The 25,925-nt window shown below is 65.1% G+C and carries 23 protein-coding genes; 8 read left to right on the plus strand and 15 right to left on the minus strand.

The features are described 5' to 3' along the window. Window positions 1-3: 3 nt before the first annotated feature. The 4 genes from MUG94_RS15465 to MUG94_RS15480 all read right to left on the minus strand — a co-directional run bounded on the left by MUG94_RS15465 (window position 4) and on the right by MUG94_RS15480 (window position 3,340). The gene (locus MUG94_RS15465) at window positions 4-1,236 is read right to left on the minus strand and encodes a mechanosensitive ion channel family protein (RefSeq protein WP_227907048.1); all 1,233 of its coding nucleotides are present in this window, start codon (window positions 1,234-1,236) and stop codon (window positions 4-6) included. 89 nt (window positions 1,237-1,325) lie between these two features. After that, a complete protein-coding gene (locus MUG94_RS15470) occupies window positions 1,326-2,375 on the minus strand; it encodes an iron-siderophore ABC transporter substrate-binding protein (RefSeq protein WP_227907049.1) in 1,050 nt (349 codons plus the stop codon). 107 nt (window positions 2,376-2,482) lie between these two features. Next, window positions 2,483-2,821 (minus strand): bifunctional 3-phenylpropionate/cinnamic acid dioxygenase ferredoxin subunit, encoded by a 339-nt coding sequence (locus tag MUG94_RS15475; RefSeq protein ID WP_227907050.1) that lies wholly within the window; start codon window positions 2,819-2,821, stop codon window positions 2,483-2,485. A gap of 84 nt (window positions 2,822-2,905) precedes the next feature. Further along, a complete protein-coding gene (locus MUG94_RS15480; RefSeq protein WP_227890601.1) occupies window positions 2,906-3,340 on the minus strand; it encodes a MarR family winged helix-turn-helix transcriptional regulator in 435 nt (144 codons plus the stop codon). A gap of 241 nt (window positions 3,341-3,581) precedes the next feature. Here MUG94_RS15480 and MUG94_RS15485 point away from each other — a divergent pair, with 241 nt between their 5' ends. After that, the gene (locus MUG94_RS15485; protein WP_227907051.1) at window positions 3,582-5,555 is read left to right on the plus strand and encodes an acyl-CoA dehydrogenase family protein; all 1,974 of its coding nucleotides are present in this window, start codon (window positions 3,582-3,584) and stop codon (window positions 5,553-5,555) included. Window positions 5,556-5,591: 36 nt separating this feature from the next. On the opposite strand, the gene MUG94_RS15490 is transcribed toward MUG94_RS15485, so the two are convergent. Continuing rightward, window positions 5,592-6,218 (minus strand): TetR/AcrR family transcriptional regulator, encoded by a 627-nt coding sequence (locus MUG94_RS15490; RefSeq protein ID WP_227907052.1) that lies wholly within the window; start codon window positions 6,216-6,218, stop codon window positions 5,592-5,594. Window positions 6,219-6,359: 141 nt separating this feature from the next. Between MUG94_RS15490 and MUG94_RS15495 the strand changes: the two genes are divergently transcribed. The 3 genes from MUG94_RS15495 to MUG94_RS15505 are packed head-to-tail and all read left to right on the plus strand — an operon-like array spanning window position 6,360 to window position 9,550. After that, complete coding sequence (locus tag MUG94_RS15495) at window positions 6,360-7,142, plus strand: SDR family oxidoreductase (RefSeq protein ID WP_227907053.1); 783 nt, start codon at window positions 6,360-6,362, stop codon at window positions 7,140-7,142. 20 nt (window positions 7,143-7,162) lie between these two features. After that, window positions 7,163-8,428 (plus strand): acyl-CoA dehydrogenase family protein, encoded by a 1,266-nt coding sequence (locus MUG94_RS15500; RefSeq protein WP_227907054.1) that lies wholly within the window; start codon window positions 7,163-7,165, stop codon window positions 8,426-8,428. Window positions 8,429-8,431: 3 nt separating this feature from the next. Continuing rightward, window positions 8,432-9,550 carry a phosphotransferase family protein gene (locus MUG94_RS15505; RefSeq protein ID WP_227907055.1) on the plus strand — a complete coding sequence of 373 codons (1,119 nt, stop codon included), beginning with the start codon at window positions 8,432-8,434 and terminating at the stop codon, window positions 9,548-9,550. Window positions 9,551-9,561: 11 nt separating this feature from the next. Here the strand turns inward: MUG94_RS15505 and MUG94_RS15510 are convergent, their stop codons facing one another. From MUG94_RS15510 to MUG94_RS15515, 3 genes are all read right to left on the minus strand, one after another. Next, the gene (locus MUG94_RS15510) at window positions 9,562-10,596 is read right to left on the minus strand and encodes an NAD(P)-dependent alcohol dehydrogenase (protein ID WP_227907056.1); all 1,035 of its coding nucleotides are present in this window, start codon (window positions 10,594-10,596) and stop codon (window positions 9,562-9,564) included. 145 nt (window positions 10,597-10,741) lie between these two features. Next, a complete protein-coding gene (locus MUG94_RS17360; protein WP_423724167.1) occupies window positions 10,742-10,849 on the minus strand; it encodes an MFS transporter small subunit in 108 nt (35 codons plus the stop codon). Continuing rightward, entirely contained in the window at window positions 10,846-12,261 is a 1,416-nt protein-coding gene (locus tag MUG94_RS15515) for an OFA family MFS transporter (RefSeq protein WP_227907057.1), read from the minus strand. The genes MUG94_RS17360 and MUG94_RS15515 overlap by 4 nt, the downstream gene beginning before the upstream one ends. A gap of 328 nt (window positions 12,262-12,589) precedes the next feature. Between MUG94_RS15515 and MUG94_RS15520 the strand changes: the two genes are divergently transcribed. Then, window positions 12,590-15,469: a beta strand repeat-containing protein gene (locus tag MUG94_RS15520; protein WP_227907058.1), complete on the plus strand. Its 2,880-nt coding sequence runs from the start codon at window positions 12,590-12,592 to the stop codon at window positions 15,467-15,469. A gap of 89 nt (window positions 15,470-15,558) precedes the next feature. On the opposite strand, the gene MUG94_RS15525 is transcribed toward MUG94_RS15520, so the two are convergent. From MUG94_RS15525 to MUG94_RS15535, 3 genes are all read right to left on the minus strand, one after another. After that, a complete protein-coding gene (locus MUG94_RS15525) occupies window positions 15,559-16,326 on the minus strand; it encodes an IclR family transcriptional regulator (RefSeq protein WP_227907059.1) in 768 nt (255 codons plus the stop codon). A gap of 66 nt (window positions 16,327-16,392) precedes the next feature. Then, window positions 16,393-17,013 (minus strand): dihydrofolate reductase family protein, encoded by a 621-nt coding sequence (locus tag MUG94_RS15530; protein ID WP_227907060.1) that lies wholly within the window; start codon window positions 17,011-17,013, stop codon window positions 16,393-16,395. A gap of 67 nt (window positions 17,014-17,080) precedes the next feature. After that, window positions 17,081-17,629 carry an acyl-CoA thioesterase gene (locus tag MUG94_RS15535; protein ID WP_227907061.1) on the minus strand — a complete coding sequence of 183 codons (549 nt, stop codon included), beginning with the start codon at window positions 17,627-17,629 and terminating at the stop codon, window positions 17,081-17,083. A gap of 75 nt (window positions 17,630-17,704) precedes the next feature. Here MUG94_RS15535 and MUG94_RS15540 point away from each other — a divergent pair, with 75 nt between their 5' ends. The 3 genes from MUG94_RS15540 to MUG94_RS15550 all read left to right on the plus strand — a co-directional run bounded on the left by MUG94_RS15540 (window position 17,705) and on the right by MUG94_RS15550 (window position 20,250). Then, window positions 17,705-17,938 (plus strand): hypervirulence associated TUDOR domain-containing protein, encoded by a 234-nt coding sequence (locus MUG94_RS15540; RefSeq protein ID WP_227907062.1) that lies wholly within the window; start codon window positions 17,705-17,707, stop codon window positions 17,936-17,938. 429 nt (window positions 17,939-18,367) lie between these two features. Next, entirely contained in the window at window positions 18,368-19,555 is a 1,188-nt protein-coding gene (locus MUG94_RS15545; RefSeq protein WP_227907063.1) for an acyl-CoA dehydrogenase family protein, read from the plus strand. Window positions 19,556-19,596: 41 nt separating this feature from the next. Beyond that, on the plus strand, window positions 19,597-20,250 hold the full coding sequence (locus tag MUG94_RS15550) for a nuclear transport factor 2 family protein (protein ID WP_152271280.1): 654 nt from the start codon (window positions 19,597-19,599) through the stop codon (window positions 20,248-20,250). 79 nt (window positions 20,251-20,329) lie between these two features. Here MUG94_RS15550 and MUG94_RS15555 read toward each other — a convergent pair whose 3' ends face one another. From MUG94_RS15555 to MUG94_RS15570, 4 genes are read right to left on the minus strand one after another with little or no spacing between them, the layout of a single operon-like run. After that, window positions 20,330-21,550: an acetyl-CoA C-acetyltransferase gene (locus MUG94_RS15555; RefSeq protein ID WP_247098820.1), complete on the minus strand. Its 1,221-nt coding sequence runs from the start codon at window positions 21,548-21,550 to the stop codon at window positions 20,330-20,332. Then, entirely contained in the window at window positions 21,547-23,124 is a 1,578-nt protein-coding gene (locus MUG94_RS15560) for a bifunctional 3-(3-hydroxy-phenyl)propionate/3-hydroxycinnamic acid hydroxylase (RefSeq protein ID WP_227907064.1), read from the minus strand. Before MUG94_RS15560 ends, MUG94_RS15555 begins: the two co-directional genes overlap by 4 nt. Next, window positions 23,121-25,076: an acetoacetate--CoA ligase gene (locus MUG94_RS15565; RefSeq protein ID WP_227907065.1), complete on the minus strand. Its 1,956-nt coding sequence runs from the start codon at window positions 25,074-25,076 to the stop codon at window positions 23,121-23,123. The genes MUG94_RS15560 and MUG94_RS15565 overlap by 4 nt, the downstream gene beginning before the upstream one ends. Then, the gene (locus tag MUG94_RS15570; RefSeq protein WP_227907066.1) at window positions 25,073-25,924 is read right to left on the minus strand and encodes a fumarylacetoacetate hydrolase family protein; all 852 of its coding nucleotides are present in this window, start codon (window positions 25,922-25,924) and stop codon (window positions 25,073-25,075) included. Before MUG94_RS15570 ends, MUG94_RS15565 begins: the two co-directional genes overlap by 4 nt. Window position 25,925: the final 1 nt, after the last annotated feature.

The following is a 25,925-nucleotide window of genomic DNA, read 5'->3' on the forward strand; positions in this document are numbered from 1 at the left end:
ATGTCAGCGGCTGCGGTCTCCCGGGTCCTCGGCAGAGTTTTCCCCGCGCTCCTCATAGACCTCCTGCCCCGGCCCGGCGAAGGAGTGCCGGCGGTCCACGGCTTCGAGTGATCCGGTGAAGAACTGCGAGGTGCTGGTATCCGCCGGATCTCCTCCGGCCCGCGAACGGGGATTCCGGTGCACCTCCGGAGCCTTGGACTTCACTTCTTCCCACCGCTGGCGGGGCAGCGCACCGGGGTGCCATTCCTGCAGATAAGTCACCATCGCTTCACGCACCAGGCAGCGCAGGTCAAACAGGGCTCCGCTGTCGGCGGCGCTGACCAAGATGCGCACCCGCACCAGCCCCTTGACTGCGTCGGTTATCTGCAGCACGCCGGTGCGGCCGTCCCAGAGATCGGTTTCCGCGAGGGTCTTTTTCAGGTGGGTGCGCAGATCTCCCACCGGTGCACGCCAATCCAGGTCCAGTTCCACAGTGCCGAGGATCGCGGACTGCTTCCGGGTCCAGTTTTCGAACGGGGTGGTGGTGAAGTAGGTGGAGGGCAGGATCAGGCGCCGGTCATCCCAGAGGTGCACCACCACGTAGGTCATGGTGATTTCTTCGATGGTTCCCCACTGGGTTTCCACCACCACAACGTCATCCACCCGGATGGCGTCCGTGAAGGCGAGCTGCATGCCGGCAAACACATTGGTCAGCGTGCTCTGCACCGCAAGGCCGGCAACAATGGAAATCAAACCGGCGGAGGCAAGGATACCGGCGCCGAGCGCCCGCACCTCCGGAATGGTCAGCAGGACACAGGCCACGGCAATCGTGATGATGACGGCCACACCAACGCGCCGCCCAAGCATCACCTGCGTCTTCAGCCGCCGCATCCGGCGGTTGTCCTTGGTGTCGGTCTTGTACTTGCTCAGCAGCATCGCTTCGATGATGAGCAGGACAACAACGGCCAGCCAGGCCAGCGAGGCGATCAGGGCCAGGGTGAGGATATAGCTGACCGGTTCGAACCAGTCGAAGCCGGCAGCGGTGGCACCGAGGGCAATGCGAATGCCGATCAGGGACAGCACCAGCCGCAGCGGGTTTCGCCCGAGCGCAGTCACTTCGCGGATCCGCGGCACGCGCCGGAAGATCTTCGCGGTGGACTCACGCACTATCCGCGCCAGCACCAAGGCTGCCGCGACGGCGATCAGGAGGGCAAATAGGGGTTTGAGGCCAGCGGCCACCGAAAGCAGATCTTGCATGTCCTCGATGGTGTCAGCACCCCCGGGGGTGCTGTCCAATCGGATGTCAGGAGCATCCCGGCCCGGCCGGGATGCTCCTGACACCGCAACTACTTGGCGGCGTCGGCCTTGGCGGCCGCATCGGCGATCATGGGCACCACATTGTCCAGGGCATACGGCACGCTCAGGACGTTGATGGCTGAGACGGAAAAGACGCGCTCAGCATCGGCGTCGGCAATCAGGGCCCCGTTCTTCACAGCGGGAATCTGGCCCAGCAGCGGGTCGGCGGCAATGGAAGCAGCGGCTTCGTCATCAGCAACCCAGGTCACGAAGATGTCGGAATCCAGCTGATTGGCATCCTCATCGGCCCAGGGGACGTAAAAGGCGTCTGCCGGCGCCTTCTCGTCCACGATCGGCGCCTGGACCATGCCCAGCTCGGTCAGGAACTTGGGGCGGTTGTCCAGCGACGTGTACACGGAGGAGGCACCCTTGGCGAGGTTGCCGTAAATGAAGGACTTGCCTTCAAGCTCCGGGTACTTGGCTGCGGTGTCCTTGATGGACTGCTCAGTGTCCGCGACCAGCTGCTCCGCCTCGCCGCTGAGTCCCAGCGCCTCTCCGGTCATCGTGGCTGTTTCCTGCCACGAGGTGCCCCACGGAGCATCCGGGTAGGCGACGACGGGAGCGATCTTGGAGAGCTTGTCATAGTCCTCCTGCGTCAGGCCGGAGTACGCAGCGAGAATCACGTCGGGGTCGGCCGCAGCTACGTCTTCGAAGTCGATGCCGTCCGTGTCCGAGTACAGTGCGGGAGCATTCTCAGACCCGATGGGTGCGTCCAGTTCTTCCAGCGCCTCGTCGATCCAGGGGGTGGTTCCCTGCTCGTTGCCGCCGTAGCTGATGGCCGGCATGACCACCGGCACCACACCAAGGGCCAGGGCGGTTTCCGCGTTTGACCACGCAACGGCAGCCACGCGCTCGGGAGCGGACTCTATGGTTGTTTCGCCGTAGACGTGCTCGATGGTGACCGGAAAGGAATCGGTTGCCGCTGCAGCGGAACTTCCGCCGTCTCCCGCTTCACCGGTGGCACCGGTTGAGCAGGCGGAAAGGGACAGAACGGCGACGGCGGCAACGGCCGCAGCGCGGCGCATCCGGGACAGGGCCATGGGGGCTCCTTGACTAAGGGGTTAATTTCTACAAAGTAAGGCTAACCTATCCTTAGCCCAATTACGCAACGTCTGTCTTGCGTAATACGCCCCACGTTATCCGTCGCTTATTCGGGTGCTTCTCCGGGGTGCAGGTAGATGCCATCGTCGCGCACTTCCACCCGATGCGCTTTGGCATTGACCATGGCCGGCAGGCACAGAGCCTCGCCGGTGCGCAGGCAGAACCGTGCAGAATGTATGGGGCATTCCACCTCGGTGTCTTCAATCCACCCTTCCGACAACGACGCTTCCTCATGCGTACAGGTGTCATCCAGGGCGTAATAGCTTCCGTTGTCGCTGTGGAACACTGCAATGTCATCCGAGGTGCCGGCAACCTCGGCATCGACTTTCAACGCGGTTCCTTCATCAATCTCATCTGCGGCAGCAACGCGAATGCCCTCGCCCATCATTTACCTCTTCCAGACCTCGGCCGTGACAAAGTGTCAACCTTCATCCACGTTACCCGGCACCCTGCGGTCCGTGCACAAAGGCTAGATCCGGGCCGAGGCTCCCGTGCGCCGAACCTCAAGCTCCCGGATCAGCCCGATAAGCTCCTGGCGCAGCTCCGGACGGATAGCGGCGCTGAACCCTGACCGCTCTATGTCGTCCGCGCGTCCCAGCATTTTGCGCCCGTGCTCGGAAATGCTGACCGCACGGCGCGAGCCGTTGGCTGCAAGGGGCACTTCACCCACCAGCCCCTGGCGGGACATTGTCACCAGCGACGTGCCCAGCGTTTGGGCTGTCACCCGCAGCCGCCGGGCCAGTTCCGCCCGCTTCATGGGCCCGTCGGTATCCAGCACCCTGAGCACGGTGACCCGCTCCTGTGTCAGGCCAATGCCCCTTAGCCGGTTGTCGATTTCCCGGCGCACCAGACGGGCCGCCGTGGACAGCAGCCGAACTGCCTCCCAATCCCCCTCGTTCTGCATTTGCCTGCTTTCCTGTGCACATCTCCAGTTGGCATCAAAATAATCAGTGTGCTTACCATTTCAACGCCCCGGAGGGGGGTGTTGTCAACAATTCCTAAATTCGGGCGGGTCGGTGACGTCAAAACCGAGCGGCCTGAAACGTGGCACCCATGCACCCTTTCTGCCCGCTGCCGCCGCGCGTAGGCTATGCCGCACAGCCAACGGAGGTTGCCTGGAGCAGCCCGGAGTGAGGGGAAGTGCCATGAGCACCAAGGACCTGCAGGATGCCCGCATCACCGGAAATGACGGCGTTCGGGAGGTCAAGGAGCGCGTTGTCACTGCCAAGGACGCCCGGGCGTTGGCCGAAGAGTCCCGCATTGCCGAGGATCGGCGTCCCGGGTTTGCCAAGGGCATTTACATGGGCAGCTATAACTTGGACCTCATTCGTCCCCAGCCGGCGGATCCCGAGGAAGCCATCCGCGAGAGAGACTTCCTGGACCGGCTGGAGGCTTTCTGCGGCACATTGGACGGGCAGGTCATTGAGACCACCGGCGTCATTCCCGATGAGTACCTGCGTGGCCTAACGGAGCTGGGGGTCTTCGGCATGAAGATTCCCCGCCGCTACTCCGGGCTGGGATTGTCGCTGCTCGCCTACGGCCGCGCCCTGATGCTGCTGGGGTCCGTGCACCCCAGCCTTGGCGCGCTGGTCTCGGCACACCTGTCGATCGGCGTACCGGAGCCGGTCAAGGTGTTCGGCACCGAGGAGCAAAAGGAGAAGTACCTGCCCCGCTGCGCGGCCGGCGCCATCTCCGCATTCCTGCTCACCGAGCCCGACGTCGGCTCCGACCCGGCGCGGATGCGCGCCACCGCCGTGCCGTCCGACGACGGAAGCGAGTACGTCCTGGACGGAGTGAAGCTTTGGACCACCAACGGGGTCATAGCCGAACTGGTGGTGGTAATGGCCGCGGTGCCGCCGCACGGCACGGAAAAGGGCGGCATCAGCGCCTTCGTGGTGGAAATGGATACGCCGGGGATCACGGTGGAAAACCGGAACAACTTCATGGGTCTGCGCGGCATTGAAAACGGCGTGACGAGGCTCCGCGGTGTGCGGGTACCCGCCGTCAACCGGCTGGGCCGGGAAGGCCAGGGCCTCAAGATTGCCCTAACCACTTTGAACACCGGACGCCTGTCCATCCCCGCCCTGTGCGCCGGTGCCGGAAAATGGTCGGTCAAGATTGCCCGGGGGTGGACCGGAACCCGTGAGCAGTGGGGCCAGCCCATCGGGCAGCATGAGGCCGTGGCAAAGAAGGTGGCGTTCATCGCCGCGACCGCCTTCGCCCTGGAGAGCGTCTTCGAACTGTCTGCATCCCTGGCCGACGCCGGCACCAAGGACATTCGGATCGAAGCCGCGCTGGCCAAGTTGTGGTCGTCTGAGATGGCCTACCGGATTGCCGATGACCTGGTGCAGATCCGGGGCGGGCGCGGTTTCGAGACGGCGGCCTCTCTGGCCGCGCGGGGTGAGCGGGCAGTTGCCGCCGAACAGCAGCTGCGGGATATGAGGATCAACCGGGTCTTCGAAGGCAGTACGGAGATCATGCACCTCCTGATCGCCCGCGACGCGGTTGATGCCCACCTGAAAGCAGCGGGTGACCTGGCGGTGGCGGATGCCTCGTTGGGCAGCAAGGCCAAGGCAGCCGTGAAAGCCAGCACGTTTTACGGCCGCTGGCTGCCCACGCTCGCCGCCGGAAAGGGATCCGTGCCCACCGCGTATGCGGAGTTCGGCCCCCTGTCGGTATACCTGCGGTACGCAGACCGTGCCTCGCGCCGGCTGGCCCGTTCCACGTTTTATGGAATGGCTCGGTGGCAGGCGGGACTGGAACACCATCAGGTGTTCCTGGGCCGGATAGTGGACATCGGCGCAGAACTGTTCGCCATCTCCGCTGTGTGCATGCGGGCGGAAACCCTGCGCCGCAAAGATCCCCGGGCCGGTGCGGAGGCCTACGAGTTGGCGGCGGCCTTCTGCGCGCAGTCACGCGTGCGGACCGATACGCTCTTCGACGATCTGTGGCGCAACTCCGATGAAGAGGACCGCAAGCTGGCCAAGGGCGTGCTCGCCGGCCGCTATACCTGGCTGGAGGAAGGGGTGCTGGACCAGTCCGAAGGCACCGGCCCCTGGATCTCCGCGTCGGCAAACGGACCGGTTGCGGGTGAGAACCTGCACCGCCGATACCGCTGATTCCTCCCAACCGGCAGCCTCAGCCACTGCTCCCCGTCAGCTGCCCATGGCAGCGCGGGCAATCACCACGTACCGGGCGGCCAGCTCTTCCGGGGACAGTTCACCGGCCGCGCGGTACCACTGGGCGACGCCGGTGCACATGGTGATGACGGCCCGTGCCGACTCCGCGGGAAAAGGCGTGGTGAACACACCGGCTGCAACGCCGTCGTTCACCACGTCCGTCAGCAGCCCCTGCTGACGGTCACGGGCGGCGATGTGTGCTGCGCGGGCCTCATCCCGGAGGCTGCGGATTTCCGACGCCGCAATGAAAGCGTGCTCGCTGCGGTGGGCGTGAAAGAGCACCAGGCACTCGATGAGCAGACGGAAGCGCTCTTCCACCTCCGTGCCCGCGTCTTCCATGGCCGCAACACTTCGCCGAAACAGGTCGGCCATGGCCTGCTGCGCGATGCCCTCCAGGAGTGCGTGCTTGGAGGGGTAATGGTGATAGATGCCGGGAACGGAGAGCCCTGCCCGGCCCGCAACCTCGCGGATGGTGGTGCCGTGATAGCCCTGGTCAACAAAACAGGCCAGGGCGGCGGCCAGCACCGGCGGCAGTTCCCGGCCGGAGTAATCCCGCCAATCCGTGTCCGCCGCGGTTGTCCGCGCTGCTGCTGATCCCTGCATGCCGCTCCCCTGCCTGTCAGGCTTCCAATAGTGACCCTTGACACACCTATACCGCTACACCAGACTTAGCCTACCCGCGCACCATACCGATCGGTTGCTCGGTCCCTGCATCACGGTCCGCCGCACCACCTGAGGAGCTCCATGGCAGAGAACAGCGTCCACGCCCGCCGGCTGGAAGGAAAGACGGCCATCGTCACAGGTGCCAGCCGCGGCATCGGGCTGGCGGTGGCCCGGCGGCTGGTGACGGAAGGGGCCCGCGTCTGCATCACGGCACGTAAACCCGGACCGCTGGCTGAGGCTGCGGCATCGTTCCCGGAAGGATCCGTTCTCGCCATTGCGGGCAAATCAGACGACGCCGAGCATCGAGCCGAGGTCCTGGACGCAGTGGCAGCAGAGTTCGGCCGCCTGGATATCTTGGTAAACAATGCCGGCATCAATCCCGTTTATGGTCCGCTGATGGATCTGGAACCGGAGGCGGCCCGCAAGATCATCGAGGTCAACCTTTACGGCACACTCGGCTGGGTGCAGGCGGCGTACCACCACGAGAAGCTTGATTTCGCCGGACGGGGCGGCTCCGTGATCAACCTGTCCTCGGTCAGCGCCCAAACACCGTCTCCGGGCATCAGCTTCTACGGAATCAGCAAGGCTGCCATCGAACAGCTCACCCGCTCCCTGGCTGTGGAACTTGGCCCGGCCATCCGCGTCAACGCGCTGGCTCCCGCCGTCGTCAAGACGCAGTTTGCCCGCGCACTCTACGAGGGACGCGAAGAGCAGGTGGCCGCCGCGTATCCCCTCGGCCGGCTGGGCGCTCCTGAAGACGTCGCAGCCGCGGCCGCTTTCCTGGCCTCCGATGACGCTGCCTGGATCACCGGACAGATCCTCAATCTCGACGGCGGCCTGCTGGCTGCCGGCGGCAACGCATAAGTCACCAAAGGACGAACCAGATGAACACCCTTCCCCCCAACATCGAGGACCTGCGGCTGCGCACCCGGGACTTCATCCGTTCCGTTGTCATCCCGGCCGAGCCAGCCCCGGGCGAACGACTGTCGGAGGCTGAACGGAACCGGCTGCAGGCAGCAGCCAAGAGTGCCGGGGTGTTCGCACCGCATGTCGCGCCGGAATACGGCGGGCAGGGTGTTCCACTGCAGTTCTGGTCCCCCATTTTCCAGGAGGCGGGCTACTCACTGATCGGCCCCACGGTGCTCAACTGCCAGGCACCGGATGAGGGCAACATGCACATGCTTGAACTCATCGGCACCCCTGCGCAGAAGGAGCAGTATCTGCGTCCCCTCGTCTCCGGTGCTGCGCGTTCCTGCTTTGGAATGACCGAGCCGCATCCGGGCGCCGGATCGGATCCGGCCGCGCTGCGGACTTCTGCGGAGAAGGTCGACGGCGGCTGGGTCATCAACGGACACAAGCGGTTCACCAGCGGCGCCAACAACGCAGCGTTCTGCATTGCCATGGTGCGCACGCCGGCACTCGAGCCCACGGCCGACGGCACATTCCCAGCCGCTCCCGAGGGGGCCACCATGCTGCTGGTCGACATGGACACCCCGGGCGTGCGGATCGGTGAACAAATCTCCACCATGGACCGGGCCATCGGCGGAGGACACCCGCATCTGCACTTTGAAGATGTTTTTGTTCCGGACAGCGCCGTACTGGGCACCCCGGGACAAGGGTTCCGGTATGCCCAGGTCCGGCTGGGTCCGGCCCGGCTGACGCACTGCATGCGCTGGCTCGGACTGGCCCGGCGGGCCATGGACATTGCCCTGGACAGGACCAACACCCGCGAGATTTTCGGCTCCGCCATGCACGAACTCGGCATTGCCCAGGACATGCTGGCGCTGAACGTGATGGACCTGGAAACGTCCGATGCGATCATCACTAAAACGGCCGCGCTGCTGCAGGCTGACGCGAAAGCCGGCTCGGCGCTCTCATCGGTGGCCAAGGCACACACCTCCGAAGCCGTCTACCGGGTCATCGACCGCTCGCTGCAGCTATGCGGAGGCGACGGCGTTTCCGACCGGCTCCCGCTGGCGTCCTACCTCAACGAGGTGCGGGCCTTCCGCATCTATGACGGATCCAATGAAACACACAAGTGGGCCATCGCCCGCCGCGCCTCCGCTGCCCGACGGCGCGAGGTGGAAGCGGGGGCGCCGTTCCAGGCTTCCGTGGACCCTGCCGCATCCTACAGTTCCGCGGAGGGCTAGGAAATGTCAATCAGCACAGTTTCCATGCATTCCGTTCCGGACGGCAGCGAGGTGGTGTCCACCTCGGCCGAGGCCGCCGTGCTCCCTTCCCCGCCGCTTTTGATCCTGGACGCGGTCACCGAGTTCCTGGACACCCACAACCTCGGGTCCGGCCCGGTGTCATGGGCGCAGATCGGTGACGGGCAGTCCAACATCACCTACCGACTGGAGCGCGGCGGCGAGGTGTTTGTGCTCCGCCGCGGCCCGCGCCCGCCCCTGCCCCGGTCAACGCATGACATGGTCCGCGAAGCACGCATCCAGCAGCTTCTGCAGGACCGCGGCATTCCGGTCCCCGCTGTCCTCGCCGTGTGTGAGGACGAGTCGGTTCTGGGCGTGCCGTTCTACGTGATGACCTTCTTGGACGGGATGGTCATCACCAACGTCATCCCGGCTGCCCTGAGCTCAGCAGAACAGCGGCTGGCAACCAGCAACGCCGTCGTCGATACCCTGGTCAAGCTCCACGCGGTGGATGTGGCAACCGGTGATCTGGCGTCCTTCGGGCGTGCCGACGGCTACCTGCGCCGGCAGGTGGAACGTTTTTCCGCACTGTGGGACATCAACACCACCCGTTCCCTGCCGGACGTCGTCCTGCTGGGGAACTGGCTGGCCGACAATTTGCCCACCAGCCAGCAGGCTTCGGTGCTGCACGGGGATTACCGCCCCGGCAACCTGATGTTCCACCCCGGCGCTCCGGCACGGGTCACCGCCGTCCTGGACTGGGAGATGGCAGCGGTGGGCGATCCGCTCGCCGATCTCGGCTACCTCACCGCAACCTACGCCGAACCGGACAGCCCGCCCAGCCCGCTGGAGCTGACCTCCGTCACGCGCAATCCGGGCTACCTGACGCGGGGGCAGCTGATCTCCCGTTACCAGGACCAAACCAGCCTGTCCCTGGACGCCCTCCCTTGGTACCAAGCGCTGGCGCTATGGAAAGCCTCTATCTTCTGCGAAGCGATCTACACCAGATGGCTCAAGGGAGAGCGGCCCAATGACACCCTGTTTGCGCCGTCGCTCGACGCCGGCGTTCCGCAGCTGCTGGACCAGGCACGCGTGTTTGCGGGCCTGTCCCCCGCCCCGCGGTAGGAAAGTGCCGGCTACGGCACGATGACGGCGCGGCCCAGGATCTGGTTGTTCCTGAGTTTTTCGTAGGCCTTGGGAGCGTCTTCCAGGGAGAACACTTCGGTGTGCACATTGATGCCGCTGGACCGCGCCAGATCGAAGACTTCAATGAGTTCCGGCCGGGTGCCCCAATACGGCGAGCGGATGGACGCCTCCCAGGCCCCTGCCATGAGGCCCACCGGGAGCACCCCTGCGCCCACTCCTACCAGCACCTGGTCCCCCTGCGGCCGGATCATGGCCTGGCCCAAATCCATGGTGGCCTGGTTGGCGACAAAGTCGAACACCACGTTGGCGCCTTCGCCGTGGGTCAGGTCCCGCACCAGCGCCACCGTTCCCTGCTCGGACGGGAAGGTGTAGTGGGCTCCCACCTCCGAGGCGAGGTTCAGCTTGTCCTCACTGATGTCCAGGGCAACCACCGTGGCCGGGGTCATCGCGCGCAGCAACTGGACAGCCACGTGCCCCAAACCGCCCACGCCAATGACCACACAGGTGGCACCGGCATGAAGTTTGTCCAGTGACCCTTTGATCGCGTGATACGGCGTCAGCCCGGCATCCGTCAGCGAAACGTTCTTCACCGGATCAAGGTCGCCGAGCGGAACCAGATGCCGCGGACTGTCCACGATCATGTATTCCGCCATGGCTCCGGGAGCGCCCAGTCCCGGCGGAGCAATGCCGTAGCCAGCGGCGTTGGTGCAGTAATTCTCGCTGCCTTTGGAACACTCGTAGCACTGGCCGCAGCCCCATGGTCCGTAGACGGCCACCGATGTTCCGAGTTCCAGGTGCTCCACGCCGTCGCCCAGCTTGTCCACTATGCCGGCACCTTCATGGCCCAGCGTCTGCGGCCGTCCGTAGACATACTGGTCATCGGGCAGGCTCATGATGAACTCATCTGAATGGCAGACACCCGCAGCGGTCACCTTGATCCGGACCTGGCCCGGACCGGGCTCGGGAGTGTCGATTTCGACGACCTCGGGTGGAGAGCCGATGGTGCGGTATTGAAGGGCTTTCACGTCTTGCTCCTTGTCCCCGCACGACGGCGGATGGCTGCCGGTGCGGAACGGTGAGTGGATGTGTCCCCCATAGTGGCATTCCTCCCCCTGCCAAAACACCCCGCCGCCCCGTGACGGCGGGGACGGGACGGAACTTCCGCCCGGGTCAGCCGAAGAGGGCGGAGGCGCGGGACAGAGTCTGGAAGACTCCGTAGGCCAACGGCACGCCCACGAGCAGCCAGCTCACGGCGATGCGGATACCTGTCTTACTCATTTGTAATCCTCTTCCAGTTCCGTGGCGTCCGATTTGTCTTTGACTCCGGATTTCTGGTGCTTGGCCGGTTCATGGTGCTTGGAGTCGACCGGGCGCACCATGAGGTTGGCAATGAAGCCGATCACCAGCAGGGCCACCATGGTCAGCAGTGCGGGCTGGTAGGCCGCGGCGTTCAGTTCCCCCGGTGTCCCCTGGGCATCCAGGAAGGAGTTCACGATCAGTGGGCCCGCGATGCCTGCGGCGGACCAGGCCGTCAGCAGCCGCCCGTGGATGGCACCCACCTGGAAGGTCCCGAACAGGTCCCGCAGGTAGGCCGGAACCGTGGCAAAGCCACCGCCGTAGAAGGAAAGGATCACAAAGGCCAGGAGGACGTACAGGATGGTTGACGTGTTCCCGAACAAGGCGAGCATCAGGTACAGCACGGCTCCTGCGCCCAGATAGACCATGTAGATGCGTTTCCGCCCAATCACGTCGGATGTGGCGGACCAGACAAAGCGCCCGCCCATGTTGCCGATGGACAGCAGGCCCACAAAGCCACCGGCGACCGCCGCGCTCACCAGGGAAACGCCGTCGGGCTGGCGGAAGAAGTCCTGGATCATCGGCGCAGCCTGTTCCAGGATGCCGATTCCGGCGGTGACGTTGCAGAAAAGGACAATCCAGACCAGCCAGAATTGCCGCGTCTTGATGGCGTTCGCCGCTGACACGTGGGCAGTGGTGACCAGGGCCTTGGACGCCACGGTTTTCGGGTCGAACCCTTCCGGCACCCACCCGTCCGCAGGCACCCGGATGGTGAATGCCCCGTAGAGCATATAGACGAGATAGATCGCGGCCAGGGTCAGGAAAAGCTTGCCGACGGCGTCGCCAGCGTCCGCTCCGGGAGTTCCGAAGTCGGGATCATAGAAAGTCAGCAGTGCAGAGGAGAGCGGGCTGGCGATGAGGGCTCCGCCGCCGAATCCCATGATGGCCATCCCGGTGGCCAGGCCCGGACGGTCGGGGAACCATTTGATCAGGGTGGAGACCGGAGAAATGTAGCCGATGCCCAGGCCGATGCCGCCGATGAAGCCGTAACCGAGGTAAAGCAGCCAGAGCTGGTTGGTGAAGATGCCGAGCGCGCCCACCAGGAAGCCTCCGACCCAGAAGACGGCCGAGACGAACATGGCCTTGCGCGGCCCGTTCCGGTCGACCCAGGTCCCCATGACTGCGGCGGACAGGCCCAGCATCACAATCGCGACCGAGAAGATGATGCCGATCTGGGTCAGGCTGGCGTCGAAATGCTCCACGAGCGCGTTCTTGTAGACACTCGTGGCATACACCTGGCCGATGCACAGATGGACGGCCAGCGCCGCGGGAGGTATGAGCCACCGGTTGAATCCCGGCGGGGCGATGGTGTGTTCACGGTCGAGCCAGCTCATCCATAACTCCCTTGTAATGCTGAAGCACGTGCATAACTGTGTGCCAGCCAGCATTCCCCATGTCGATCCAAGGGAGCAGGCGACACGCCGCGGATACTTATCCGACCGGGCCAAGAACCGCAACCTACTCGTCAGTAAGTTTTTTCCCCAAATCCCTTGCTTTGTTACCGGACAGTAAGTTAGATGTAACAGACATCACACTTGTGTCGGGGGAATTCGTCATCAGAGCAGAGGCGCTTTCGGTCCGGCACGACCGAAAGCGGGAGCCCACAGGCACCCCTCGCTGCCCTCCGGTTATCGGACCGGCTTATGACACGAAGGAATTTCAATGACGAGTTCTCCGTCCGGACGGGTCAGTCCCCGGCCGCACACACTTCTGACAGCTCTTCTGGCCTTGTTCCTCATCCTCCTTCTGGCCTTCTTTGTGCTGTTCTCCAGCAAGGTTGCAGCGGGGGCAACCCAGCTCAGTGAAGGTGCCGTGCGCGCCTCCACCGGTGCCGGAGATTTGAAAGAGGGAGCAGCAAAAGCCCAGACAGGTGCTGACAAGGTTGCCGCCGGCAGCGAGAAGGTCGACGCCGGTGCCAACACCCTGGCGAAGGGCATCGCCAACGCGAAGACCGGGGCTACGTCGTTGAAGGACGGCGCCGTATCCCTCGACGAAGGCGCGGTGAAGCTTCAGACCGGTGCTATTTCCGCTGCTGAAGGCGCGTTGAAGATCGCCACCGGAGCAGGCACGGCCAATGCCGGGGCGGGACAGCTCGCCAACGGCGGCATCCAGCTCCGCGACGGCGCAGTTCGTGCCTCCGACGGCGCGCAGCAGCTTGCCGCCGGCTCGGGGGAACTGAACAAGGGTGCGTTGACCGCTGCTGACGGTGCCGGCTCGATTAACGCCGGTGCGGCAAAGCTCAACGACGGCGGAATCGCGCTTCGCAACGGCGCCGGACAGATTGTGGGCGGAGCCAAGGCGCTGAACGACGGCGGTAACAAGCTCCGCGACGGCGCCGAGGCAGCCAATACGGGAGCGGGACAGCTGGCCACCGGCGCAAAGGATCTCAATGCGGGGGCTCTTGCAGCCAAGGACGGTGCCGACCAGCTGACCGCGGGGGCCGGAAATGCCAAAGACGGAGCCGACAAGGTCTCCGCCGGTGCTGGCGCCATCGCGGACGGCGCATCGGGACTCAACAAAGGCAGCGTCGAGCTGGAAATCGGGGCAGAGGAAGTGAACACCGGAGCCCAGGAACTGGCTGCCGGAACCACGACCTTGAACACCGGGGCAAAGACGGCCAAGGACGGCGCCGCTGGTCTGGCCGAGGGTGCCGTCCAGGTCAATGCAGGTGTTTCCAAGCTGGCCAAGGGTGCAGGTGATCTCCGGGTTGGCGCAGTGACCCTTTATGAAGGAACCGGAGCTGCAGTTCAGGGCACCAAGGATCTCGTGGCTGGCGCCGATCGGGTAAATGCCGGAGCTTCTGCTCTCGGGGACGGGGTCGACAGCGCCGCAGCAGGTTCAACCGAGCTGGCAGCGGGCGCCCGGAACCTCTCCAACGGCATCAATGCCCTGGTCAACGGCGGACCTCTGCTGCGGGATGGCGCTGCGGAACTCGCAGCCGGGATTCCCCTGGTCAATGACGGTGCAGCCCGCCTGACATCCACCGCAGACACAGTGGCAGGCGGCGCGTCCAGCGCGTCCGCTGCGGCAGCAAAGATGGTGGCCCAGCTGCAGCAGCTGCAGCAGGATGCACCGTCGCTGACCGAGGCTCAGCTGGCTGACCGCCTGGCTGCCGTCACGGCACAGGCGCAGGGAACCAAAGCCGGCGTCGACGGCATCGCCGCAGGTGCCACCGACTTCAGCAATGCCTACAACACCCAGCTCAAGGACGGGCTGGAGCAGGTTCGTGCCGGCGCCGTGGATGCGGGTGCAGGCGCAGCGGCCGTGGCTGCCGGAGTCCCCGGCGTACGGGACGGCGGAATGCAGGTTGCCGCCGGAGCTGAGGCGCTCAACAGCGGCATTATCAACATCAAGGCCGGTTTCGACGGCCAGGGCACGGCAGAGGAGCCGGGCCTGCGCAAGGGCGCCAAGGGCGTGGCAGACGGTGCCGCAGCTCTTGCCTCCGGTTCCCTGCAGCTGCAGGGCGGGGCTCAGCAGGTTGTCGACGGAGTCGGTGCCCTTGAAACCGGCATCGCGGAACTGGCCGCAGGAACCGGCGCTTTGGAGGCAGGATCCGCAGATCTGGCTGACGGCAACGCCCAACTGGCCGCCGGTGCCGAACAGCTGGACACCGGCGCCAAGAGCCTCGCCGCCGGAACACCCTCACTGTTCGCCGGTGCAGGAAAACTCGCAGCAGGTGCAGAAGAGCTGAACGCCGGCGCAACTAACCTCAACAAGGGAGCATCAGACCTCTCCACCGGACTTGCCACGCTGCGCAGCGGAGCAGGAAGCCTGGCCGCCGGCAACGGGACCATCGCTGACGGGGCGGGCAAGTTGAACGCCGGCGCAACCGCTCTGGCCACGGGCACAAAGGCTCTGGAGACAGGCGCCGCCCAGCTGGCCACCGGCGCGGGAGTGCTCACCACGGGCGCTGAAACGCTTTACGCCGGAACCGGGGAACTCTCCACCGGTCTGGGTACGCTTCGTGCAGGCGCCGACACTCTGGCAGCAGGCAACGGTGCTATTGCAGAGGGCGCCAACAAGCTCAATGCCGGTGCATCCGAGCTGGCCGCCAAGACACCGGAACTGGTTGCCGGTGCAGACAAGCTCGCCACCGGCGCGCAGACACTCTCCACCGGTCTGGGCACCCTTGAGACCGGCGCAGTCACGCTCTCGGAAGGAAACGACAAACTGGCCACCGGGGCAACCACCCTGGCGGAAGGCACGAGCAAGCTGGTCTCCGGCAGCGGCTCGCTCGCAGACGGCACCGTCAAGCTTGATGAGGGCGGCAAGACGCTCACCGCCGGAACGGGTGACCTGAAGACCGGCGCCGCCGAGCTGGCCGAAGGCAACACCAAGCTGGCGGAGGGCACCACAACCCTCGCCGACGGCAACGGGGAAATCTCCGAAGGTGCTGACACGATGCGGGCCAGCACCACGGCCATGACTCCCGGTCAAATCGTTACTTCCCCGATGGTCCTGGCAGTGCTCATCCCGCTGCTTCTGCTCCTGATTCCGGCGATCATGCTGGTTGCCGGCCGCTCACGCGAGTCACAGCACTAGAAGCACAAGCACTTCCCTCCGAAAGGGCGGAGCCGCATAAGCGGCTCCGCCCTTTCTTTTTGCACAACCCCTGCAGCGGGCGCAGCGGGTCAACCGTGGCTCTGGCCGTTGAACTCCTGGGAAATGGATGCAGCGGCAGACCGCAGCAGGGGAACCGCTCGTTTGGCAAAACCTGCATCCACCCGGGAAATGGGTCCGGAAACGGAAACGGCAGTCGGGGTGGGAGCATCCGGCACCGCAATGGCAAAGCAGCGCACCCCCAGCTCCTGTTCCTGCTCATCGATGGCATATCCGCGCTTACGGATCCGCTGCAGTTCGGCCAGCAACTCGTCAACGGTCCCGATGGTCTTGTCGGTGGGGGTCGGCATCCCGCTGCGGGCAACTATGTCTCGCACTCTGTCATCCGGCAGTTGCGCCAGGATCGCTTTGCCGACGCCGGTGGCATGGGGATGCACCCGGCGCCCCACCTCGGTGAACATCCGCATCGAATGCGGGGACGGGACCTGCGCCAGATAAACCACCATGTCCGAATCCAGCACCGCGATGTTGGCGGTCTCTCCAAGTTCATCGACGAGCGTCTTGAGCTGGGGCAGGGCAAGGGATCCCAGTTGTTTGACGGCCCCCTCCCCCAGCGGGATGAGGCGCGGGCCCAGGGTATAGCGCCGGTTGGGCAGCTGCCGGGCATATCCGAGGGACACCAGGGTGCGGAGCAGCCGGTGGATAGTGGGAAGCGGCAGATCGGTCGAAGCAGCGAGTTCGCTGAGCGTTACGGCACCGCCGGCATCAGTAATGATTTCCAGCAGTTCAAAAACGCGTTCGACTGACTGCACGCCGGAACCGGCGGCCTTTCCGGCCATGAGTTTTCCTTCCAAGAATTTCCTGCAAACTTTATCGCATGGCGGAAATTATCTTTTACGGAGGGGCTAGTGCCCAAGGCGCGGGCCCATGACGGCGGTTCCGAAGGGGATTGGCCGCAGGCGCAGGTGGAACGTGCCGTTGTTCAAGGTTTCCGATTCAAGGACCCGGAAACCCGAAGGAACAGTCCCCTCGTCGAAGAGACGCTTTCCCGCCCCCACCACCACGGGAAAGATGAGCAACCGGAATTCGTCCACCATTCCGGCGTCGTGCAGTGACCTGGCCAGCTGGTGACTGCCGTGAACCTGGATTTCACCCCGCCCCGCCCTCAACGTCTCGATGGCTTCCAACGGATCCCCCGTCAGCACGTGCGTGTTGTGCCAGGTCGGGTCAGCTTCGGTGGAGGAAACGAGATACTTCGGAAGGTGATTGAGGGCGTAGGCGACGGCGTCATCCCGATCAGGTGCCGGCTCCCAAAAGGGCCGCAACATGTCATAGGTGGACCGGCCGAAGAGCAGCGAGTCCGCCCTTGCAAACCAGCTGGTGACAATCTGCCCAATGCCGGCATCGTCCGCAAGAGGCGCCAGCCAGCCACCGCGTTCAAAGTGTCCCGACCGGTCCTCGTCGGCGGACCCAGGTCCCTGCATCACACCGTCCAAGCTGACGAAGACGTTGACAGAGAGTGTCATGCAGGCAAATTTACGCCGATGGAGGGCCCGCCGATATTGTCAGGGGCCTTTTGCCGCTCCCGGAACCCTAGGCCCAGATATGTGGAGCAGGTCGACGGGTGCTGGGCAGCGCCCCGTCGGCCCGCCACTGCCGAACCCATTCAGGCAAGACCAGGTCCGAGGGAGGCAGGACCCCCGCGGCTTTGAAGATGTCTTCATTACTGACCGGGCCCTTCTTGGACACGAAGCGCGCGGCGATGTACGCACGGGCGTAGATTTCGCCGTCGGCCACCATCCGCTGCTCGATGTAGCTGGCGCGGTCATCGAACCCGATGACCTTGGTTTCGATCGTGTACCGCTGGCCCAGCTGCAGGGATTTGCGGAAACTGATTGTTTCATTGCCCACCACCGGGCTCCAGCCGTTGCGCCGCATGCTGTCCCAGAAACCGCTGCGGACCATGAGGTCGAAGCGGCCAAGGTCCATCAGCGAAAGGTACATCCCGTTGTTCAGGTGCATGGCGATGTCGATGTCGGTCGGGAGCACCCGCATCGGAAGCGAGGACGAGTCAAAAAAGCCCAGTTTCGGGCGCCTGCGGGAACGGAACAGGACGAGGAGGGTGCGAAGGAGAAGGTGCATGAACGCTATATTACTGGTCAGTAACTTAGTGGGCTACCCGTTACAGCAAGTGGAGCCGCTGCTAGAACTGGGCTCATGACTGATTCACCGGCTGCAGGGCCGCGCTACGCCGTTGGCGACCATGTTCGATGGAACTTCCAGGGATCAGATGTCTTGGGTATGGTCACTGAAATCCACACCGCTGACTTTGAGTTTATGGGCAGGGTGCGCGTCTGCTCCGAGGATGAACCGCAGTACAAGGTCCGCAGCGACTCCTCGCAGCGCCACGCGGTGCACAAGGGCGCAGCCCTCCGTCCGGCGAAGGACTAAACCCTGCGCCCGGCGGGTCCGGGTCTTCGTTACGGCCTGCAGGCTCAACACTCGCTTTTCAGTTGTCGCCCGGCAATACCCCGCCCGAACCAGGCTGTCCGTCAGCAAACAGGTACATCCCCCTTCCGTCAATGCCGCCACAGCCAAGCCCACAGGAACCCGCCGCTTGCGCAGCAGGGTCAGAGCCGCACCAAAACCGAGCTCGGCAATGCACGAAAGCAGCACAACGTCGTCGTCCACCGGAACCGCCTCCGGCACCTGGACCCGGAACCCCTCCGGGCCCACGCGGTATCCGCTGCGCTCCTCCCACTTCGGTGACACACATGCTTGCGCAGCCCTCGGCGGTTCAGTCCGGACGAAGAATGTGCAAGACTGCACTGGTACGTACAGTATAGTTCTTTTATTACGTCACCCACGAGAGGTATACCGATGTCGACGACGACAACGACCGCCCCCACAGCAAGCGAGCTCATAGCCCGCGCGGAAAAGCTGGTCCCGCTGTTGCGGGAGCGCGCATCCGCGGCCGAGAACGTCCGACGGCAGCCCGATGAGACCATCGAGGATTTCAGTTCAGCCGGATTCTTCACGGCGATGGTCCCCGCCGAACACGGTGGCTCTGCACTGGGCCTCAGCGAGTTCGCCGACCTCGTCCGTGTCCTCTCGCGGGGCGATGCCTCCGCCGGCTGGATCGCCGCATTCCTCATCTCGCACTCGACCCTCCTCTACCGCTACGGCGTGGAGGCACAGGATGAGTTCTTCGCGGACAAGCCGTACGGACTCACCGTCGCAGCTGCGGGCCCACCCGGAGCCGCAACCCCGGTGGAGGGCGGGTATACCGTCTCCGGCACCTGGCGCTTCGGCTCCGGTGTTCTCCACGCCGAGTGGGCCGCGCTCAATGCAATGTCCCCCGATGGCCCTCTCAGCGTTGTGGTGCCCGTCAGTGAGACCGAGATCGTCGACACCTGGCACGTCCCCGGAATGAAGGCCACGGGCTCCAACGACATCAAGGTGGAGGGACTCTTTGTTCCGCGCCATCGCGCGGTTTCCTTCCCCGTGTACTCGTCCGAGCACAACGAGGGTGCGGCCCTGACTGAATACCCGCTCATCGGCTACCCCATGAACCGCACGCTCAACCTCATCCATTCCGCCGTCGCCATCGGCACCGCCGACGCCGCCCTTGAGCTCTTCGCGGACGGGATCGGCAAGCGGGTCCGGATGCAGACCCGGCAGAAGCAGATCGACGAGCCGATCACCCGCCAGACCTACGGCAAGGCATGGGACCTCGTCCAGGTCGCGGGTCTCCAGCTGCACGACGCGCTTGCGCACACCGACCGGGTTTACGGCAGGGAATCGGCCGGTCCCGCAACGCTCGCAGATCGTGCCCGCATCAATCTGGGGCTGACTGGATCCGGTCAGAAAGCTTTCCAGGCCGTCGACCTCGTGGTGCGGGCAGCCGGTGCCTCCATCTTCCGCACCGGGGACCCCCTGGAACGGATCGTCCGGGACACGCAGGTTATGCGCAATCACGCCGCCGTCGACTTCGAGACCATGGCATCGGTCGCAGGCGGCGCGCTGCTCGGCGTTGGTATCGGCGACTACGCCGAGCCCATGTTCTAAGTCGCTCCGACTGCCCACCACCTACTGAAAAGGAAGACCGCATGACCGACATTGCTGCACTTGAACGCCGGATTTCCCGCACCGAGGCCTACATCGAGATCTCGAACATCATGGGAAGGATTGAGTTCCTCCACTCCGCCTATGCAAACGAACCGATTGTGCCGTACTTCAGCACCCGGCCCGACACCGTAATCGAACTCCCGTTCGGCCGCTACACCGGTTCCGACGCCGCGCAGCGCTGCTTCGTCGGCGCTCTCGACGAAGGCCTGCCGCCGCGCGATCTCAGCGGTGAGTACGTTGAGCACCTCCTGTCCACGCCCGTCATCGAGGTTGCCGATGACCTCGAAACGGCGAAGGCCGCCTGGATCACGCCGGGCGCCGAGGCGCACCACCTCGGATGGGTCGAGGGCAATCCCCTGCACGGGTTCTGGTACTGGGGCCGTTACCACCTGGTCTTCCGCAAGGAGGAGGGCGCCTGGAAGATCTGGAAGTACCGGAACTCCCTCACGTTTGTTGCCGACTACTACAAGAGCTTCACGGACGGCAGCCTCCCCCGTCCCCCCGCCCCGATCGGCAACGGTGGACCGGACAGCGCTCCGCGATTCCAGGTCGAGTACACCCCGTCGTGGGATCCCAAGGAACTCGTGCACGCGCCCGAGCCCTATGCCACGTTCGTCGATGAGGACGAGTTCTAAGCACTCAGGAACAAAGCACGCAGGGACAACGGAAAGCGGCCGGGTGATCGAATCACCCGGCCGCTTTCCGTTCTGCCGATCAGCTAAGGCGTTCCAGCACGATCGCCATTCCCTGCCCGCCGCCCACGCACAGCGTGGCCATGCCAAGCGTCTTGTCCTCGGTCGACAGCCCGTTGATCAGTGTGCCGATGAGGCGGGTGCCTGTCGCACCGAACGGATGCCCGATGGCAATTGCCCCGCCGTGCGTGTTGAGCTGACGGTCCACATCAATCCCGAGCTCCCGTGCGGAAGCCACAACCTGGACGGCGAATGCCTCGTTTATTTCGATGAGGTCGAGGTCAGGGATAGTCAGGCCGGCCCGACGCAGCGCCCGCCGCGACGATTCCACGGGCCCGAGCCCCATGATCTCCGGCGACAGACCCGAGACAGCGGTCGAGACGATGCGCGCCAGTGGCTGCAGACCGTGCACCTTCGCGTACCGTCCGGAGACGACCACTGCGGCGGATGCACCGTCGTTCAGCGGACAGGCGTTGCCTGCCGTGACCGTTCCGACGGGCGAGAACACGGGCTTGAGTTCGGCCAGTGCCTCCGCCGTGGTCCCCGGGCGGAGCGAATCGTCCTGGTCGAAGACCGATCCGTCCGGCCGTACCACGGGCACGATTTCACGCGCCAGGTAGCCGCTGGCCTGCGCTTCGGCCGCCAGACGCTGCGAGCGCGCGGCAAAGGCGTCCTGTTCCGCGCGGCTGACTCCGGTCAGCCGCGCCACGTACTCCGCCGTGTGGCCCATTTGGATATAGGCGTCGGGCATTGCACCCTCGGCACGTGGGTCATGCCACGGCTCCCCCGACAGCATCGCCTGCGCGGTGCGTTCGGCGGCGGCGTCGAACGCGGCGTTGCCGGCCCCGGCCGGCGGGGCGGCGTGTGATGTCGACTCGGTGCCTCCGACGAGGAACGCGTCTCCCTCACCGGCCTTGATGGCGTGGAAGGCCATCCGGGTGGTTTGGATCGAGGAGGCACAGAAGCGGTTCACAGTGGTGCCCGGCAGCGTGTCGTAGTTGAGCAGCGTCGCCACGACGCGGGCCATGTTGAAACCCTGCTCACCGTCAGGGGCCGCCGTGCCGAGCATCAGGTCGTCGACGTCGTCGATGGACAATCCTGGTACACGGTCGATGACGCCGGCGAAGACCTGGCGGGCCAGTTCATCGCCGCGCACATCTGCGAGGCCGCCCTTACGGGCGCGTCCGATGGCTGTACGGGCAACGGAGACAATGACGGCGTCATTGTCGGTGAGCATGGTCATGCGGATTCCCCCAGCTGGGTTGTTTCAAGGGCGGCCATGAGGTTAATGGCGTCGTCGACGGTCTTTGCGGAGGCGAACCCGTGGAAATCCGGACGGTAGATGACGGCCACCGCCGAGTCGAAGACCTCCCCGTACCGACCGTCGACGTCGCTGCCGCTGTGGCGGTTGCGGGCCGCGGTATCGGCGGGCATGACCTCGATGACCTTGCAGGGGAATCCGGCGGGCCTGGCCGCGCGGATACGCTCCGCATCGTCCTCGCTCACCACGCGCCCGTCGACGAAGGCCACGAACTCACCCCAGGTAATCCGGTCTGCGGCCGTCTCGCTGCCGTCGAGGCCGCGCAGCCGTCCCTGCACGCCGATTCGGCCGGCGACCGGATCGGACCCGGGCGCACCTCCGGGGAAGAAGCCCGGACCGAGGATCTCCGGGGGCATGGGAGGAAGGGCATTCCACGGGAACGGCCCGGCGCTGAGGAAGTGGGTGTCGCGCTCGGCGACCTTGGCGGGGTCGGTCTCGCAGATCATCCGCCCAAGTTCCAGCGACATCATCAGCGCATGCTGGACGTGTGCACCCCGCTCGCTCCCGTAAGTGTCGAGCAGGCCAAGCGGCGTGACTCCGCTCAGCACGTGGTCAATCTTCCACACGAGGTTCGCAGCATCCCGGACACCCGACACCATGCCGCGGCCGAAGAAGGGCGGCATCTGGTGCGCGGCATCGCCGGCGACGAAGACGCGCCCGCGGCTCCATTCGGTGACGCACCGCGCGTGGAACGTGTACATCGCCAGGCGCTCAAGATCCGCGTTCCCGGGGTTTACCCCCCAAGGCTCGACGAGTTCCCAGGCGTTGCCGGTGCTTGTGAATGCCGCAGCGTCCTCCCCCGGCATCAGCATGAATTCGAAGCGGCGGCGGCCCGGACCGCCTGAGACAACAGACGTGGGACGCAGCGGGTCGCAGATCTGGCCGTTCTCGGGTGTCCAAGCACGCTCGGCCATCTGGAGATCCATCACCAGCCAGTCCGAGCTGAAGTCCAGATCAGTCATTGTCAGCCCGGCGAGTTCCCGCACGGCTGAGTTGGCGCCGTCGCATCCCACCACGAATGTTGCCCGGACCGTGGTCTTGCCGTCAGGTCCGTCAATGAACGCCGACACCCCCTCAGCGTCCTGGTCAAACCCGGTCAGAGCGGTCCCCCAGCGAATCTCGAGCCCTTCGGCCGCCTCCTGGTGCCTGCGCAGCGCGGCTTCGAGGTCCGGCTGGGCGAACATCGTGGATTCCGGCCAGCCCTGAGGCCCGTCAAGGGGTGCGGGGAAGGTCAGCAGCAGCTTCCGATCGGCAGTCAGCCAGTCATAGCTCAGGGCAGGCTCACTGAAGGTGGCCTGCTCCTCGGCGTCCAGGCCCACTCCGGCCAGGAAGCGGTTTACATCCGGATCGTAGTGGACGGCCCGGGGCAGAGAATACGGCTCGCGGTGCTGCTCAACGGCCAGCACCCGGTACCCGCGCTGTGCAAGGTAGAGCGAGGTCAGTTGCCCAACCACACCCTGCCCCACCACAAGCACATCGACATCGTTGTCGCTCATTTGGCTTTGATTCCATTCTCTTCGTTGAACACCCGGGCCCGCTGGACGAACCAGTCGACCGTCTCCGGGTTCTGCAGCGATCCGCGGTTGACCGCCTTGGCCTGGTCATGCCCCAGGAACACCTTTTTCAGGGGCACCTCGATCCGCTTACCGGAGTACGTGACGGGGATGCCCGGCGCAGCTTCGATTGCGTCGGGAACGTGCCGCGCCGTCGCCCGGGAACGGATGGCGGTACGGATCCGCGCCACCAGGTCGTCGCTGAGTTCGACGCCGTCGGCCAGTTCGACGAACAGCGGCATCCAGTACCGCCCGCCCGGCATTTCGATCCCCAGAACGACGCCGTTGTGCACCTCGTCCAGGGTCTGCAGCGCGGCATAGATCTCCGCGCTGCCCAGCCGCACGCCGTCGCGGTTGAGCGTCGCGTCGGATCTTCCATGCACCACCACGCCCCCGCGCGGGGTGCGGCTGATCCAGTCGCCGTGCGTCCAGACGGCGGGATCGGCCTCGAAGTACGCTGCGCGGTACTTGGCGCCATCCTCATCACCCCAGAAGCGGACGGGCATCGACGGCATCGGCCCGGTCAGCACGAGCTCGCCCACTTCGTCGTCGGCCGCCTCCCGGCCGTCCTCGGCGCGGACCTGGACGGGAGTTCCTAGCGTCGGACCCTGCAGTTCGCCGAGGTGCACGCGCTGCCAGGGGTTGCCTCCGATGAAACCGCTGCAGATATCGGTGCCGCCGGAATCACTCGAGAGATGAACATCGGCCTTGACCGCCGCGTGGACCCAGCGCCAGGTCGAGGGGGCGAGAACCGATCCCGTTGACATGATCGTGTCCAGGCCGGAGAGGTCGTATCGGTCCCCCGGACGCAGACCGGACTTCTCCACCAGGGCAAGATATGCAGCGCCGGTCGCGAGCATCGTCGCCTGCGTCTCCGCGACGAGGGCGAACTGTCGGTCAGCATCCGGCCACATGGACGCACCGGGGAAGGTAACCACTGACGCCCCGACGCTGAGCGTGTTCGGAAGGGTGTTCCACACCATCCAGGAGGTGTTCGCTGCGGTGAAGTAGCGATCGCCCGGACCGAGGTCGAACTGCAGCCCGATTCCCTTGGCGGATTCGAGCAGCATTCCGCCGTGTCCGTGCACGATTCCCTTCGGGACGCCGGTGGTTCCGGAGGAGAAGAGAACCCACAAGGGGTGGTCGAACGGGAGACGCCGGTAGTCCGCAGGTGCAGACGGCAAGGCATCGAGGTCGTCGAGGTACACGACGTCGGTCACCGTGGGCAGCGCGGAACCGACCGAGTCCACCAGAGGCCGGGAGTCGACCGCACGGCCCTTGAACGTGTAACCGGAGAAACCCAGCAGCACGCGGGGCTCCAGGGGCGCCAGCCTGTCGACGATGGCAGGTTTGGCGAAGTCGGGGGAGCACACCGACCAGATGGCGCCGAGGGATGCGGCCGCGAGCATCGCAGCGATCGCCTCGGGGATGTTCGGAAAGACACCCGCGACGACGTCGCCCTGCCCGACGCCGAGGCCGCGCAGGCGGGCGGCGAGGGCGGCGACACGATCACGCAGGCCGGCCCAGGTCCACTCGCTGCGCCCGTCCTCGGACAATCCGACGATCGCTACCTCGTCCGGCCGTGCATCCGCATGCCGCAGGACGTTCTCGGCATAGTTCAGCCGGGCCTCCGGGTACCAGACCGCACCGGGCATGCGGCGCTCCGAAAGGGCAGGTCCCACCAGCCCGTCACCAACCAGGCCCGCATGCTCACGTACGAGATCCCAGAAGGCCCCGGGCTCCTCGACCGACCACCGCCAGAAGGCAGGGTAGTCATCGAGGAGCACGCCGTGGCGTTCGAGGGCCAGCTCACGGAGGGCCCACAGTTGCGTGTTCCGGATGCTTTCCTCGGTGGGCGCCCAGGTGACTTCGGGCGCCTCAGACGTCTGAGTCACGACGCCGCGGTGAACTCGTTCGTGAACGAGCCGAAGCCGTCGAGGGTGCTGGTGAGGCGATAGCCCGGCCGCATCAGGATCCCCCGCGAGAGTCCCACGCCCGCAGGCGTGCCCGTGAAGATGATGTCCCCGGGCAGCAGCGTCACGATCTGCGAGAGCCGGTGGATGCTCTCGTCAATCGGAAAGAACAGCTGATCCGTGTCGCCGTCCTGAAGGGTGATCGTCTCTTCGCCCGGGCGCTCGAGCACCGCGTGGAACGAGATGGAGTCACGGTTCGGGAATTCGTCCGGTGTGACCACGTACGGTCCAAACGGTCCGAAATTCGGGAACGATTTGCCCATCGAGAACTGCGGCACGGGGGGACGGCGCTGTACCGTGCGCTCCGAGTAATCCTGGCCGACGGCGATGCCGGCCACGTGCTGCCACGCATCGGCCTTCCCGATCCGGTGACCTTCCTTACCGATAACCACGACAATCTCGGTTTCGTAATCGACGTCGTCGCTCGGTAGTTCGACCTGCACGTTGGGCGCTGCGAGGCTGGAGCGGAACTTCGTGAAAACAATCAGCTCCTCGGGTGCCGGGATGTTGGCCTCGGCGGCGTGGTCCTTGTAGTTCACGCCGATGGCAAGCACCTGCGGTGGCCTCGGGACCGGGATGCCGAGATCAGCCGACTCGAAGGGCGCACCAGCAGGCAGGGTGGCCTCGGCCGCCCAGGCGGAGAAGTCGCTCCAGCGCTCGTAGACATCCATCGGGTCAGGGCCGAAAGCACCGTCGGAGGCTTTGGCTATGTCGACTGCTCCCCCCTCGGTCACGAGGGAGGCACGGCCGTTCAGGTTGGCAATACGCATG

The organism is Arthrobacter gengyunqii (genome assembly GCF_023022985.1).
In the GTDB taxonomy this organism is placed as follows: Bacteria; Actinomycetota; Actinomycetes; order Actinomycetales; family Micrococcaceae; genus Arthrobacter_B; species Arthrobacter_B gengyunqii.